The following is a 15407-nucleotide window of genomic DNA, read 5'->3' on the forward strand; positions in this document are numbered from 1 at the left end:
AACTTATGAATGCTGATGACGACGTTGAAGTGATCTTCTCAGACCTGTGCGCCGACGTAGAAATCGACGGGCACATTCTGACGGTCGAAATTTACAAGACAGACATCGATCCAGGCTGGATCCTAGAGGTCGTCAACGAGTTTGGCACCTCAACGGTGTTTGATAATCCGTTCATCGCGGATGGCCTCGCCTGGCAACAGTTCGAGAAGACTGTGAAGGAAGAAGGCCTTACTGCGTTCCTTTCAAAGAAAGAGAAACGCCAGCTCTTTCACTGACCCCCGCAAGGCTTTTCAGCCCTCCGATATTTAGCTCTCCGGGCTGCTAAGCCTTGCTCACGCCAGCACCTGTGGTGACACTTCTGCTTTGCGCAATCGGTGACATTTCTGAATGGTGTTTACATGTGAACCCCTCAGGGTGATCTGGCAGAGGCTCAGAGGTCTCGGTGAGGCCGTGTAAAAGGTGCGGGGGCGCGGTGTCCACAAAAGGGACTGTTGCATTAATCCAATCAAGCTAAAACTTGGCGCTAGAAGATTCCATATCCGAGGCAGATATCCATAAAATATATCACTTTACCACTAGATATAGATTAGATTGAGCTCAAGAAATTCCAGATTCCAGTTAATGCAACAGCCTCAGGTCACATGGCTCAAATCTCAGTGGAAATTATCTGCTTACCCGGCTCACTTCTGCGTGGAAATCTACAGCCCAGAAGCCGGGCGGCGGCCATGTTTCCTGTGCGCATGACTGCGCGAAATACCTCGAGATGGCGATGTTTCACTTGCTTCGACTGCATTTCCGCCCCTGTGTCCTTCAGTCTAAAGCTACAGGTAAACTTTCTAGCAGTTCAAAGACTAAATACGTCCATCATGCCCACATAACTCGTTCCAGCCAAACGGCCGATGAGGTTGAGCTCATGAACGTCAATCCGCATGCGCGTTGGATCAACAATTCCTTCCCGGAAATGAAGATGCCGAACCAAACCTAAAACAATCTGCCGCGACGCGGAGATTTCCAAGGTGGTATGCCTAGTGCATTCGAATGACGCTGGGCTCGCCTCAAGTCGCGGCGGCCTCACAACCTTCGAAGGGATAGTCGTAAGGCCAGCCCGAGAAGGCTCTTCAACTCCGGGCGCAAGAGGTTCGGCACAAATTTTCATCGCGTCCGCCATTGGGCGGTCAACCATGTTAATCACAAACTCTCCGCTCTCGCGGATATTCTGCGACGTGTCCTTCAGGCTACCATCTTCATTGCTTTCTAAGCCTATCGCTACAATGCCAGGATCGGCTGACAGAACGTTGAAAAAAGAGAACGGCGCCGCATTGATACTTCCATCTTTTGACATGGTCGTGATCAATGCGATCGGTCTCGGAACAATCGCTCCGCTGAGCAATTTATAGCGATCACGAGCTTCAAGCTCGTCGTGCGAAAAGGAAAGCCAGGACATGGATTAGTTCTCCATAAGACCAGGTAACCAAAGCACAATTTCTGGAAAATAGATGATCAAAGCGATGAACGCAAAGAATGCGCCCATAAAGGGAACCGCTCCGATGAACACATCGTTGATGTCGCTGCCCCGTGGACGGAGGTTCTGGATGACATAGAGATTTAGCCCCACAGGAGGTGTAATCAAAGACAACTCCATCATCGTTGTAAGAAAAATACCGAACCACAAGGGATCGAATCCGGCTGCGACTACGATCGGCACGACAATACCGATAGTAGTGACCATCATAGCCACAGCTTCAAGGAAGCAACCCAGCAGCAGATAGAACAAAACGAGCAACCAGATCAGGACATAGGGCGACAAACCGGCTTCAGAGATCGCCCGGGACGCCGATTGAGGCAGGCCCAAGATGGAAATCACAAAGTTCAGGCAGAAGGCCGACACAATAATCAGAATGATCATGGAAGTGGTGCGGAACGCCCCCTGGAATGCTTCATGAAGCATTGCGACGGAGAGTCGCCCATTCATCGCGACGAGGACTAGGGCACAAATGATCCCAAGTGCCGCCGCCTCGGTCGGTGTAGCAATACCGCCATAAATGCTACCCATAATGACGAAGAAAACAACAAACGTAGGAATGATCTCACGCAGCGCACGGATTTTCTCCCGCAACGGCACCCGTGTTTCTGCAGCTTTCGGAGACGGGACGAAAAATGAAACAACTACGATAGCTAGAGACATGAACCCAGCTAAGATCAAGCCTGGTATGACGGCTGCGACAAACAACTCGCTTACTGAAATATCAGCAAGCGTGCCATAGACAATCATTAGGATACTGGGCGGAATGAGCACGCCTAGCGTGCCACCCGCAGCTAGGGATCCGAAAGTCATACGTTTGTTGTAGCCGCGCTCTTCCAAAGTCGGGATCGCGACTGTGCCAATGGTTGCGGCCGTAGCGACACTCGACCCGGATGTGGCGGCGAAAAGTGTGCTGGCAACGGTATTGGTATGCAACAGTCCGCCAGGCCAGCGTTCCATCCAGACCGCTAGGGAAGAATAGAGTTTATCGGCAACCCCCCCGCGCAACAGAATCTCGCCCAGCAACACAAAAAGCGGAATGGCAACCAGAGAAAATTCATTCATCCGATCCCATGCAATGGAACCAAGAGAGTCGATCAAAATGCCGTTGCCAACGATTAGATCGGCTCCAACGGCCAAGAGCACGATCGCGCTGGCTACATGGAGTCCAAAAAACAGCAGGATCAGAAGCCCACTAATGAAGAAAAGCGCAATTAACATGTTATTATTCTACTCCGCGGACGCCTTCGACCACCTCATCTTCAGGTTGATGATCCAGTGTTTCTGTCAAGGTTTTGTAATCTCGGGACATGACGGCGATGACAATGCGTATTAGCCTCACGACGATAGCGACAAAGAAAATGGTCAAGCCCGCTGCCCAAATTCCCTGTGGGATATAAAGAGGTGTCCGCAAGGGCGTATTTGCGAAAGCGCCGAACTCCCAAGATTCTAGCGTCACCGACCAAGCGCCCGAGGTTAGATACCAAGCAGTTGCGCCTAGAGTAGCAATGGCGATGAAAGATGAAGCGCGGAACAGTGGACTTGGCAAACGCCGGACCAAAAGATCGATGCGGATATGAGCATGGTCATAAAAGCAGAAAGCCATACCCAACGCGGAAGTAACGGCTAGAGCGTAACCACCATATTCGTCGATACCTTGCAACGACATGCTGAACACTTTGCGCAGGATCACTTCAAGGCAGATTGCAAATGACAGCGCGATTAAAAGCCAGCCACCTATGAGGCAGAAGGCTGTAGAGACCGCCCCCATAGCAGTCTCTACTTTGTTTACGATGTGTCTCATATCCAGGGGCATCAGTCGGCGATACCAATCACTTGACCTATGGTCTCGTCAAAGGTTTCACCGCATTCAGGGAACGACGCGTTGCAGCTTTCTTTCCAACGCGGAATGATAACTGATTTCAGAATGCCATCTAACTTCGCGCGATCCTCTTCGGACACATCGGCATAAGTCATGCCGCCGGCTTCCCCGCCGAGTTCGCACTCGCCTTCGCCCGTAGAGCAGCGAATGCCTTGCTCATGGACCACAGGGGCCATCTCCCAAAGCGTTTCTTCTGCTTCGCTCAATTTGCTGCTGATAAGCTTCTGGTCTTCGTCGCTCAGTGACTCCCAGAAATCTTTATTAGCAACCTGGATCACTTGAGAATAACCGCCCAACGGCAAATCGTAGAGCGAGCTAGTGACTTCGTGCCATTTGTTTCGATAGCCGAAGGTGCTGCCTGTCGTGCCGCAATCAACCAACCCGCGCTGAAGCGCTTGGTAAACTTCCCCGCCGGTGAGATCGACTGCCGTAGCGTCAAGTTCTTCCAGCGTATCTGCTGCTGGAGCACCACTAACGCGCACTTTTTCGCCGCCTAAAGCCTCCAAGCTTTCCGTTTGCTCCTTACAGAACAGGATTTGCGGGTTGAACGGCCAATGTGTCAGGAAGACACCGTTATAAGGCTTAACGCGTTCGGCTATCACACCGCGATATGAGTCTGAAATCTGCCGGAGAGTGTCAAAATCATATGCGATAGCTGGTAGATCGACGGCTACCAACGATGGCTCGTCGCCGCTGACATAGCTGACTGAAATCGTCATGATGTCAAAGGTTCCTCGTTTGAGAAACCGAAGAGCTTGGTCGCCTTTGATACCCGCTTCATTGAGTGTCAAATACTGAGTTTGGATTCTTCCACCTGTTTGCTCTGCCAGCCCTTCCCACACTTTCCTGTCGACATCGTCGACTTGAGGTTGGTTGCCCCAGAAGCCCAACACACGAATTTTAACGTCTTCCGCCGCATGCAGCGTGCCAGTTATTGCCATCGTGGCAACACAACTCGCGATCATCATATTTTTCATTATTTCGCCCTCTTCTGTTGGTTTATATTTTAAAGGATTTCTGCACCGAAGTTTCGGGCAGGATCGACCTCGCGCACCAAGGTGCCGCGTGGCTTTGCTAGGTCTGAGTGCTCGCGTGGAACAAATGTCCCGTCTCCCGGACGTGCGTTCAACTGACCCTGATCCACAACGACCCGGCCGCGATTAATAACCGTTGTTGGCCAGCCAGTTAGTTCCATGCCGGCGTAAGGGGTGTATCCAACATTGTCATGCAGGTCGTCCCAACTTACCGTGTATTTTACGTCCGGGTCCCAGATCGCTAGGTCCGCGTCGGCTCCCACCGAGATCGTGCCTTTACGGGGGAAAAGACCATAAAGCCGCGCCGCGTTGGTCGAAGTCAGTTCGACAAAGCGATGAAGATCGATCCGCCCCTTACACACCCCCTCAGAAAACAAAAGAGGCATGCGCAACTCGATCCCGGGAATGCCGTTGGCGATCTTATTGAACGGAGCATCCGGTCCAGCTTGGAGCTTAGCAGTTTCGTCAAATCGATAGGGGGCGTGATCTGAGGAGACAATTTGAAAAGTTCCGTTCTGAATGCCTGTCCATATTGCCTCTTGCGAAGAGGCGTCACGTGGCGGTGGACTGCAGCAGAACATAGCGCCTTCCATACCTTGCCGATCAAGATCGTCTACCGTCAGGAATAAGTATTGCGGGCACGTCTCCCCGTAGATTTTTAGACCTTTACTTTGGGCATCTCGGATTGCTTCTGTGGCCTGTTGGCACGAGACATGAACAACCAATAGCGGCTGGTCCACTAGTTCCGAAAGACTGATGGCGCGATTGGTGGCCTCGCCTTCGGCGATACGTGAATGGCTAATACCATGATACTTTGGCTCTTTATGGCCAGCATCCAGCAATCGCTTGGTAAGCCAGCGGATCATATCGTGGTTTTCCGCATGGACCATGACCAAGGCACCTTCGCGGCGGGCAACACTCAACACCTCAAGGATTTGATAGTCGTCCAACTTCAAGAGTTCGTAGGTGGTATACACCTTGAACGATGTCAGGCCCTTCTTGATCAGCTTTGGCAGCTGATTGTGCAGCACATCTTCATTCGCGTCTGAAACAATTAGATGATAAGAATAATCAATGACCGACTTCGCCGCAGCACGGCCTTCATAGTCAGCGACGACATCAAGCAAAGACTGCCCCTTATGCTGCGCAGCAAAGGGCATAATCGTAGTGTTCCCACCAAAGGCAGCTGAGATCGAGCCGCTCTCGAAGTCATCAGAGGTCTGAATTCCCAGAGATGAAGATTGCTCAATGTGGCAGTGCGCCTCAACGCCCCCAGGCAATACGAGGCGTCCCGCCGCGTCAATCTCTCGGGGAGCTTTAGGCAGGCCTTTCATCAATGCCACGATCTTACCATCGCGGATCCCAACATCACAATCAGTTCGGTCCGAAGCAGTGACAACGGTCCCATTTCTTACCACCAAATCGAATTCCATGCTTCTTCTCCTCAACTATTGCTGTCTGTTGCGCCGGACAAATGAAGGTCATCGACCCGAGCCGAGTTCGAAGTCCTCCACCATTCAACGCAGTGTCGGGCAAGCGCATCGGTGGCATCGATCAGAGGCATTCCGACATCGCTTTTAGGGCCCAGAACAATGGGGATTTCCGTGCAAGCCATGATTGCAGATCGTGCGCCCCGCTCCTGAAGACGGCGGGCAGCTTTGGACAATAGGTCAGCCCCCGCGATCAAATCGCCAGCTTTAACTGCAGCGATGCCGGGCGAGACTAGCTTTTTCTGATCCTCTTCCTCCGGGACAAGGACTTGATAACCGCTTTGGTCTCCAAGGCGATTTTGGTAAATTTTTCCTTCGATCGTTCCAGCTGTTGCTAAAAGCCCAACGGGACCAGTGCGCGCGGTTGTTTCTAAGCGCTCTCTCACTGTGTCCACGATATGGAAAACAGGGACCGTGCTAATCGCCACAAGATCTTCATACCAAAAATGGGCGGTGTTACACGGTATCGCGATTGCTTTCGCTCCGCTCGATATTAGCTCACGGATTCCGCTGGATAGGGCCGGTAAAGGGGACTCCGCTTTCTTGGAGATCGCAGCAGAGCGATCAGGAATTTGGGGCACCGATCGAATTATTGTCGCTACGTGCTCTTGATCATTAGACGCTGCCGTCGCTGAAATGAGTTTGAGGTAGAAATCTGCCGTCGCCCCCGGCCCCATTCCGCCGAGAACGCCCAGATAACCTAATGTAGCGAGATCGGTCACGTCCGGCCCCCGCGAGGCGGAGTATCGTAATTCCCCAAAATTGCGGTGTAGGCCATACTCGTTGCGACAAGCGAAGGATCGAGAACTGGAATCCCCGTTTCAGACGCGACTGCCTGACTGAAGCGAGACATCCCACAACAGCCCAAGATTAAGACCTCAGCTCCGTCCTTATCAATCAGCTCATGCGCAGCACGCAGAAGCTTGTCGATAGCTCCATCATCGCCAAGATCAGCCACTGAAACATCTGCGGCCCTATCCCCTGCCAGTATGCCGGTTAATCCTGCCGCTCCCGCGGCAGCATTATGACGGGCTACTGAGGCGCTTCTTAAAGAGATCACCCCCGCTTTACACCCCATAGCGCCAACGTAACCCAACGTCGCTTGAGCAGCACCAAATACCGGCACATCAAGCATCTCTCGTAGAGAGTGAACGCCGGGATCGGAGTAACAGGCCACGACAATGCCATCACAGCTTCCCTTTTCACCCTCCGCCCAATCGATGAGCGGGCCGATCACGAGATCTGCATCGCGTTGGGTGAGTATCCCTCCTGGCCCTGCCGCCAGGGTCTGGCAGTCAATGTCTAAATTGTTGTTCCGCAAAGGCTCGACAGCAACCGAAATATCCTCTGTTACCCGTTCAGTTGAGTTGGGGTTTATGACTATTAGCCGGCGTGTCATTCGGGAAGGATCACACCGGTTTGGTCAACGATGCGACCATAATGCTCAGGACGGCGATGACGGGCGAAATCAAAGATTGTCTTTTTATAAAAAACGGTATCATCAAGATCGCATTCGGCGACGATCAACTCATCATCCTCAGTTTCCGCACGAGCCATGATCTGACCATTTGGATGAACGATAATTGAACCGCCGATCAGGTGGTTGCCATCTTCAACGCCCGCTTTGGCGATGGCGGCAACGAAGGTCGCATTTTGATATGCGCCCGCTTGCACCGACAAGTCGCTATGAAACAAACGTTCTTCAGGGCCTTCTTCAGGTTTTTGGGAGTTGGTTGCTGGTGTATTGTAACCGAGCGCAACAAATTCCACCCCCTGCAATCCCATAACCCTATAAGTTTCGGGCCAACGTCGATCATTGCAAAGACACATCCCAAAAATGCCGTCCATGGTGCGCCAAACCGGGAACCCAACATCCCCCGGTTCGAAGTAGTATTTTTCAAGATGCTGAAAGGTTCTTTCTGGATCGTATTCGGCATGACCGGGAAGGTGAACTTTGCGATATTTACCTACAATTTTCCCCGTCTGGTCGACCAAGATAGACGTGTTGAAATAGCGGGTCTCATCATCTTCCCGAGCAACTTCAGCATAGCCAAGATAGAAGCCTATACCATACTCCGCAGCCTTCTCGAACAGAGGTTTGACATCCGGATTTGGCATATTCTGCTCATAAAACGCGCGGAATTCATCCGAATTCTCAATGTAGTGTCGCGGAAAGAACGTAGTCAAAGCTAGCTCGGGAAACACGACAAAGCCGCAACCTTTAGCATGAGCCTGATCAAGGAGTGCTACCATGCGCGAAACCGCCGAGCTTTTGCTCTCATCACGTTGGATAGGGCCAAGTTGGGCGCCGCCTACTTTAATCATCCGACTCATAAGTCATTTACTCCGAAAGCTTTCATCCGCGGTATTTATGGGGTGACACATCTATTAACACCAATTACAAAGAAGCCATGTATCTATAAGTTTGGATTATACATGCGCCTTCGCCATCTCGAGATCTTCAAGGCGGTAATGGAAACTGGAACGACGTCGAGTGCTGCAAAGTTGCTAGTAGTGTCGCAACCAGCGGTATCAGGCCAGTTGCGGCAATTCGAAGATCAACTAGGAATCGAACTATTCCAACGCAAAGGCGGTCGCCTCGTGCCCACGGAAGAGGCACATCAGCTCTATAAGAAGGCATGCGTGGCCTTCGATGGATTTCAGGCTGTAGAGCGTTTTGGTGAAGGTCTACGACAGGGCACGGCGGGCCGACTTAATTTCGCATGTAGCCCCACTATTGCCTACGGCCCGCTGCCTAAGGCGCTGGACGAGTTCGAGCACGCATTTCCTAAAGTGCCAATATCATTCGATACCCCATCCAACGAACGGATAGCCTCTATGATCCTAAGTGAAAGCGCGGAATTTGGGCTGACGATCGCACCCTTAAACAACCCATTTCTTGAAGCAGTCACCCTTGAATCTTCATCTATCTGTTACGCTTGGCCGAAAAGTTGGGATGTTAATCACGGCCACGAAACCATGGAGGTCGAACGTGTTCCTCAAGACCGGTTGATTCTATATCCTAGTAGCGAGGGGATCGGGAAAATCATGCACTCTGTCTTTCACGATCACGGCTTAGAACCACAGCCCTGGATCGAAGTCAGATATGTCTGGAACGCGCTACGTTTCGTCGAAGCCGGGGTCGGCGCAACTCTTACTGATCAGGTCAGCGCTACAGCCGGAAACGTTAAGGAAATTGATTTCCTACCGATCGCAACAGAAAGGCGTATCCCGTGGATCGTCACCCATCGCCGAGGCCACGTTCTATCGATCACAGCAAGAAATTTCCTCGATAAGCTTCATATTCGCTAGGATCACATTAGTCCGTGGAGGAGGAAAACAAACGAAGTTGAGTTTTCAGCGGAAGCGTTTCGGTATCCTCTCCATTGGCAAGACGATAGATGAAGGTGGCAGCGACCATTTCCTCGCCTTCGCACATCATACCTAAGTGCCAAGTCCCCTCTCGTAATACAACCGCTTGACCCTGTCGGGTTCGAAACGCCCGTAGGCTACTACCTCCCCGTTCGGTCGGCGAGCCATCGTTCGCAACAATGCAGACCATCGGTGCATCACCGAGTGGAATGAAAACTTGCACTGAAAATGGGTGTCGCTCGAGTTTTGCCGAGCGCTCAATCTCTAAGGTGGCCGGACTTAAAGTAATGAACGTCAATGTTGGCCCCCCATCGGTGATGGCCGGTGTTAGGGAGGTGGGGATAGTTACCCGGCCGCCACCAACTGGTGGTTCTACGAGATCACCAAACTGAGCAAAGCTTTCAGGACAGGCATCCTCAATTGGGATCAATGCAATAGGCTCGTTTGGGTCTACAATCATGGCTTTCCAGAGGCCGATAGGGCAACAATCTATGGACGGCACTGTTGCATTAATCGACTGCGCGCGACAAGCATCGGTTTTTTTGGGCATTAGCGTGCGTTGACAGAAACTCTAGTCAGCCTTCTGTGACCGGCTTTTAGCTGGGCACAGCACATTCCCACGGCGGCGCTTTTATATAGAAAATAAAGCTCAAACCGCCTCACATTAAGGCGCATTATTACGTCCAATAAGTTTACATTATTGGATCAGCAGTCAGGCGAAATGCTATCTAAATCCCTACGCCCGGCTGTTTTCGCCTGAGGCCGCCCTTTTCTGCCGGCTCGCAGTCTCAAGCGTGGCAATTTCCCTGTTAGGAGCATTACATGTAGAAAATACTTGCGCGACTCTCAGCCTTTCGTCAATAGTCACGGAAACAAGGCGATAAACGCCATGTTCCGTGAACACGGGACGGGGATCGAGGGTAGATGAGCAGTATAGAACAAACGGATGACCTGAATTCCATCATCAGGCAACATGCGGAATGGCTGTCCGGCCAATTGCATTCGCAGCGCGAGAACCTGTTTCCCCCGAATGCGCAGAAAACCATGCGTACCTTCACCTCTGGTGAGGCTGCGGCGTTGCTTGGCGTGAACGACAGCTACTTACGCAAACTTCACCTTGAAGGGCGCGGACCCTCCCCTGCCCTTACACCGGGCAACCGGCGACACTATTCAGTGTATGATATTCAGGACCTACGCATCCTGCTCGAAAAAACTGCGCGCAAACCGGGAGATTACCTGCCCGGACGACGCGAAGGTGACAAGCTTCAAGTCATTGGTGTAATGAATTTTAAGGGGGGATCCGGCAAAACGACGAGCTCCGCCCACCTTGCTCAACGCCTTGCGCTTAAGGGGTATCGGGTGCTTGCCATTGACCTTGACCCTCAGGCGTCCCTGACCGCTCTGCACGGTGTGCAGCCTGAATTCGACCTACAAGACGGTGGCACTTTATACGACGCCATCAGGTACGAATCCCCCGTGCCCATCGCCGATGTAATCCGCAAGACCTACATTCCCAATCTTGATCTGATCCCAGGCAACCTTGAGCTGATGGAGTTCGAACACGAAACCCCACGCGCCTTGTCGCAGGGCAAGGCAGGACTATTCTTTTTCCGCGTAAAAGAGGCTCTAATGCAGGTGGATTCCGAGTACGATGTGGTCGTAATCGACTGTCCGCCCCAACTTGGTTTCCTAACCATGTCTGCCCTGTCGGCCGCAACTGGCGTGATGGTCACGATCCACCCCGAAATGCTTGACGTGATGTCGATGTCGCAGTTCCTGCGTATGACTGCCGACCTGATGGACGTGATCGCTGAATCCGGCGCCGACATGAGCCATGACTGGATGCGCTACCTGCTCACCCGCTACGAACCCGCAGACGCGCCGCAGAATCGGATCGTTGCCTTTCTGCGGACCATGTACGGCGACAAAGTGCTGAACGCGCCGCAACTTAAGTCGACAGCAATTTCAGACGCGGGGCTCACTAAGCAGACCCTATACGAAGTCGAGCGCAGCGCCTTCACCCGCTCCACCTATGACCGTGCAGTCGAAAGCCTCAATGCCGTCAACGATGAAATCGCTGAACTAATCCAGCAGACGTGGGGACGTCCATGACGACCAAGAAAAAACGCATGACAATGCTCGACGGGCTATCAGCGGCAGGGCATACCCCCCCTGCCCCCGGATCCTCGATGATGTCCACGAACCGCGCGCTGCGCTCTGCACGCGATGCCGTAGATTCGCATCAGGTGTGGGATCTCGACCCTGACACGATCGAAGATGACAGAATCGCGGACCGCCTCGACGTCGGCGACATGGCTGATTTGCGTGACGCTATAGAGACTAATGGCCAAACGGTGCCAATTCTTGTGCGCCGGCACCCCACGACTCCCGACCGCTACCTGCTGGTTTACGGGCGGCGCAGACTTCAGGCGATCCGCAATTCAAGCAAAATAGAGACCGTCCGCGCATTGATCGCCAGTATGGGCGAAGATGCCGCCGTTCGTGCACAAATTTCCGAGAACATGGCGCGCCGTGACCTGTCATTCATCGAACGGGCTCTGTTCGCACAAGAACTTGTTGAAACCGGCTTTGGCAACCAAACGCAAGTCGCCGAGGTGCTTACGGTTACAAAGTCTTCTGTCTCGATGGCCATATCCATTGCGGAACTGATAGGCCGCGACCTGATCCGCGCTATCGGCCCTGCTCATGGTATCGGCCGCCCTCGATGGGAGGCTCTTGGCAAAGCCATTGAGGCAGGTCGGACCAACCCGGATCGGTTGATCAAGATTGCCGAAACCGTTCGCAATGAAGCCGAGGCGTCGATCGTAGTAGGCGACAGCCTGGCTCAGAACGAACCCAACGACGCATCCATACGCGCCTTCGAAGCCGTCTTTAAGGCCGCAGCCATGCCCGACAGCCCTGCGACAAAGGTGAAACAGGCCCCTGCTCGCAAACCCAAACTTAGTGTTGATCTGTCCGTTGATGGCAGATCAGCAGCCAAGCTAGTGCGATCCGATAAGGGGGTATCGCTCGACTTGGGAAAAGGCCCATTTGCCGATTGGATCGAGTCTCACGGGCAGGATCTGATCGAAGAACTTCACGCGCGTTGGATTCAACACCGCGACGACTGAGGAATAGAGCAACAATGAAAGGGAGACACGAGAAAGACTAAAAGAAAAGGTCCCGCAAAGACGACGCTCCACGAGACCCAGACTTGTTTCTAGCACCTTCAAGCTAGTGGTCGGAGCCCTAATTCGCAAGTCCAAAGTGATTCGCGGACCGCTATATTTTTGTCTTCGTGTACATGAAAATGGAATACACACCCGTATCGTCATTCCGGCGACCGATAACTGCTGTCCAATTGGAACGCCATGCACTGGCGGACCGACCCGCCGCAGAAGTCAACAAATGGCACGCCCTGCGCAATCTCGCCGCCGCGCGCCAACACTTTGGCCTATCCGACCGTGACCTCACCGTTTTGCAAACGCTGCTCGGGTTCCACCCCGAAACAGCAATTGGATCGGGCTCCCAGCCTGCAATTGTTTATCCTTCTAATGCTGCGATCTGCGAACGATTGAACGGTATGCCTAGCTCTACCATGAGGCGGCACATTGCCCGCCTAGTAGACGCTGGCATTATCGTTCGCCGCGACAGCCCAAACGGCAAACGCTACGTGCGTTATCATTGTGGCGCAAAGCTAGCCTACGGGTTTGACCTTACTCCACTTGCCGCGCGCTTTGATGAGTTCAGGGAAATCGCGGAAAAACTTGCCCATGCAGAGGCTCGCTGCAAACGCCTGCGCGAGACCGTCAGCCTAATGCGCCGCGACCTTGCAGGTTTCGTCGCCTATGGGCTGTCATTGAAGCCCGACCTGGCCTTGTGGGACCGTATGAGCGACCTCTCCCTGCTCACGGCCCGTGACCTGCGCAGAAGACTAAGCTTCGAAGATTTAAATGTTCTCGAAGCAAAAATGATGGCAGCACTGGAAGAAGTCAAAACCTGTATCGACGCGCCACAATCAGACAATATTAGCACCAGCGGCGCTAATATTGAGCAGCACCATCATAGTTCAAATAAAGAATATATAGATAATAGAGAAGAAGCAGAAAACGGCGCAAATGAAGCTCCGACGGTAAACCATAGATCATCGCACCAAGCGCCTCCAATAAAACTAGTGTTGAGCACCTGCAAAGAGATACAAACATTCGCTCCAAGCTCCGTACGGCATTGGGATGATCTTGTAAGACTTTCTGATGCTGTTAGCCCAATGATGGGAATTACCAGACAGGTTTGGAAGGAAGCTCAATCTCGAATGGGCACAGCGCAAGCTGCAACGACACTTGCTGCGATGCTCGAAAGATTTGGCGAGATCAAAAGCCCATCGGCCTATCTGCGTTCGCTTACACGAAAGGCCGAGAACGGTTTATTTTCCTGCGGCGCTATGATCCGCGCATTGCAGGTGCGGCAGGGGTAAGTTCACAGCTGTGAAATTTTGCTGAACTGTCCCCCTCCCCTATTGCTGTTCACAGCTGTGAACAGAGCAACCCTGAGCCTCTAAATTTTCTGGTTTCTAGCAAAAAATGACGGAATTTCTAAGAGCACACCTTCAGCGCTGCTTCTCTCACTAGGAGAGCAAACAACGATCAGATTTACGCGATGCACCGCAATCAAAGGTCCAACATGTGACCAAGTCGTAAGCTGGTCTTTGTGTTTGGGCGTGGTCTGAGGCGGGCGTAGTTGCGTATAAGGTCGGGCAATCCACCCTCAATCGTCAAGGCCATCAGTCTAGGAAACCCGCGCATGAAACGCCTGCTTATGCTCCCGACGTGCCTAGGTAAGGTGCTTCTGCCTTGAAGGCTCCAGCGGACTACCAGTCGCCCAGCATACGATCGAAGGGTAGCTGTTGTCGTGCTAAAACGCGTGGATGGCGCCCTAACACGAGACGAGGCCGGCTCTGTCGGAAACTCTGGTGTGATGTTCTTTCAGCTGGACGCGACGTCGTGGTCGACCATGCGACATTGAACCGCTGGGTCGTGAACTATGCGATGGCGGCAGAAGCCCCACACAATGTCGTCAAGCAGGACAATCGCGGCGTGACAAGAACCATTCAGCCGATGGTGGGTTTCAAGTCACCCCGAATCGGAAAGTTCAACTTTGGACCAGATAGAAACAGCGCACATGACCCGGAAAAGGAAACTCGGCGAAGGCTTCCCGTCCGCGTTCTATTCCAGCCTTGCTGCGTGAGAGGCAGGCAGGCAGCCAGCTACAGCGTGACAATGCGAACTTTGCGACGGAACTGTTCCAAGGACTTCATGCCAACTTGCTGGCCAAGCGCGAGCTCTGCCAGCGCCTGAAGTGTCAGATCACGGTGGCATCCCGGATGATCCGATCACGATCGGGGCGGGGAAGCTGCATCTCTAGGATAGCTTCTATGGTAGGCACAGTGGGCAGGCGGCCTGACGGATTGATCATTAACTGGCGTTGGCATATATTGCCAATAAAGGAGATCTGACCCATGGTGACACGCAACGTTGTCCTGACCAAAACCCAAGACCATCTGGTTCAAGCACTGGTGGCGTCCGGGCGCTACCAGAATGTGAGTGAAGCCATGCGCGCTGGCCTGAGGCTGCTCGAGCAGGAGGAGGCGCAGATCATGGGGATCCGTCAGGGGCTTCTCGAAGGTCTGGCGCAAGCCAAGGTGGATGATTATGCGGAGGGCAGGGACAAAGATGCGATCTGTAGGGCCTTTGCGGCTGCGCGCGCGCGTTCATGAGCCGATCCTTCCGGCTGTCCCGACGTGCGGAAGACAGCCTCACTGAAATCGTCAGTTGGACGATCAAAACTTTCGGCCAGCGCGAAGCGGAGCTTTACGAGGCCGAATTGCTCAACTGCTGTGAACGTATTCTGAATGGCCAAGCCCAGAGTCGGAGTTGCGCAGTTCTTGTTGATGATGTCGAAGACCTACGGTTCATGAGGGCAGGGGAGCATTTCTTGGTTTTTCTAGATCGATCGGACGAGGTCACCATCGTGGGTATCTTCCAGTCCCGGAGCGATCTCCCTCGCCATGTTGCCTCACTTTCGCCTTTGAAGTCCGAAGCCTGCTGATC

Annotated in this window: 16 protein-coding genes; 7 read left to right on the plus strand and 9 right to left on the minus strand. The window is 52.9% G+C overall.

Features of this window, described 5'->3' with window-relative positions:
• The coding region (locus J3456_RS15825) for a hypothetical protein (protein WP_349581105.1) at positions 1–275 on the plus strand (275 nt) is incomplete at its 5' end.
• A gap of 569 nt (positions 276–844) precedes the next feature.
• Here the strand turns inward: J3456_RS15825 and J3456_RS15830 are convergent.
• Genes J3456_RS15830 through J3456_RS15865 form a run of 8 tightly spaced genes read right to left on the minus strand, consistent with a single transcriptional unit; the run spans position 845 to position 8262 of the window.
• Positions 845–1444 carry a flavin reductase family protein gene (locus J3456_RS15830; RefSeq protein WP_349581106.1) on the minus strand — a complete coding sequence of 200 codons (600 nt, stop codon included), beginning with the start codon at positions 1442–1444 and terminating at the stop codon, positions 845–847.
• Positions 1445–1447: 3 nt separating this feature from the next.
• A complete protein-coding gene (locus J3456_RS15835) occupies positions 1448–2743 on the minus strand; it encodes a TRAP transporter large permease (protein WP_243263773.1) in 1296 nt (431 codons plus the stop codon).
• A 4-nt stretch (positions 2744–2747) separates the two neighbouring features.
• Entirely contained in the window at positions 2748–3326 is a 579-nt protein-coding gene (locus J3456_RS15840; protein WP_349581107.1) for a TRAP transporter small permease subunit, read from the minus strand.
• An 11-nt stretch (positions 3327–3337) separates the two neighbouring features.
• On the minus strand, positions 3338–4381 hold the full coding sequence (gene dctP, locus J3456_RS15845; protein WP_349581109.1) for a TRAP transporter substrate-binding protein DctP: 1044 nt from the start codon (positions 4379–4381) through the stop codon (positions 3338–3340).
• 29 nt (positions 4382–4410) lie between these two features.
• Complete coding sequence (gene hydA / locus J3456_RS15850; RefSeq protein ID WP_349581111.1) at positions 4411–5871, minus strand: dihydropyrimidinase; 1461 nt, start codon at positions 5869–5871, stop codon at positions 4411–4413.
• 11 nt (positions 5872–5882) lie between these two features.
• Positions 5883–6650, minus strand: a complete 768-nt coding sequence (gene cuyB / locus J3456_RS15855) for a cysteate racemase (protein WP_259985923.1) — start codon at positions 6648–6650, stop codon at positions 5883–5885.
• Positions 6647–7327, minus strand: a complete 681-nt coding sequence (locus J3456_RS15860) for an aspartate/glutamate racemase family protein (RefSeq protein ID WP_259985922.1) — start codon at positions 7325–7327, stop codon at positions 6647–6649. The genes cuyB and J3456_RS15860 overlap by 4 nt, the downstream gene beginning before the upstream one ends.
• Positions 7324–8262, minus strand: coding sequence for an N-carbamoyl-D-amino-acid hydrolase (locus J3456_RS15865; protein ID WP_349581112.1), 939 nt, complete (start codon positions 8260–8262; stop codon positions 7324–7326). The genes J3456_RS15860 and J3456_RS15865 overlap by 4 nt, the downstream gene beginning before the upstream one ends.
• Between J3456_RS15865 and J3456_RS15870 the strand changes: the two genes are divergently transcribed.
• A complete protein-coding gene (locus J3456_RS15870; RefSeq protein ID WP_349581113.1) occupies positions 8155–9240 on the plus strand; it encodes a LysR family transcriptional regulator in 1086 nt (361 codons plus the stop codon). The genes J3456_RS15865 and J3456_RS15870 overlap by 108 nt on opposite strands.
• A 7-nt stretch (positions 9241–9247) precedes the next feature.
• Here the strand turns inward: J3456_RS15870 and J3456_RS15875 are convergent, their stop codons facing one another.
• Positions 9248–9850 carry an ureidoglycolate lyase gene (locus tag J3456_RS15875; protein ID WP_349581114.1) on the minus strand — a complete coding sequence of 201 codons (603 nt, stop codon included), beginning with the start codon at positions 9848–9850 and terminating at the stop codon, positions 9248–9250.
• A gap of 374 nt (positions 9851–10224) precedes the next feature.
• Between J3456_RS15875 and repA the strand changes: the two genes are divergently transcribed.
• The 5 genes from repA (at position 10225) to J3456_RS15900 (ending at position 15405) form a co-directional block, all read left to right on the plus strand.
• Entirely contained in the window at positions 10225–11412 is a 1188-nt protein-coding gene (repA, locus tag J3456_RS15880) for a plasmid partitioning protein RepA (RefSeq protein WP_067941330.1), read from the plus strand.
• The gene (gene repB / locus J3456_RS15885) at positions 11409–12431 is read left to right on the plus strand and encodes a plasmid partitioning protein RepB (RefSeq protein WP_349581115.1); all 1023 of its coding nucleotides are present in this window, start codon (positions 11409–11411) and stop codon (positions 12429–12431) included. The genes repA and repB overlap by 4 nt, the downstream gene beginning before the upstream one ends.
• 179 nt (positions 12432–12610) lie before the next feature.
• Complete coding sequence (gene repC / locus J3456_RS15890; RefSeq protein WP_349581116.1) at positions 12611–13774, plus strand: plasmid replication protein RepC; 1164 nt, start codon at positions 12611–12613, stop codon at positions 13772–13774.
• Between the two features lie 1041 nt (positions 13775–14815).
• Positions 14816–15073 carry a type II toxin-antitoxin system ParD family antitoxin gene (locus J3456_RS15895; RefSeq protein WP_349581117.1) on the plus strand — a complete coding sequence of 86 codons (258 nt, stop codon included), beginning with the start codon at positions 14816–14818 and terminating at the stop codon, positions 15071–15073.
• On the plus strand, positions 15070–15405 hold the full coding sequence (locus J3456_RS15900; protein ID WP_349581118.1) for a type II toxin-antitoxin system RelE/ParE family toxin: 336 nt from the start codon (positions 15070–15072) through the stop codon (positions 15403–15405). The genes J3456_RS15895 and J3456_RS15900 overlap by 4 nt, the downstream gene beginning before the upstream one ends.
• Positions 15406–15407 lie beyond the last annotated feature (2 nt).

The sequence above is a fragment of the Sulfitobacter sp. NFXS29 genome (assembly GCF_040148765.1).
GTDB lineage: Bacteria > Pseudomonadota > Alphaproteobacteria > Rhodobacterales > Rhodobacteraceae > Sulfitobacter.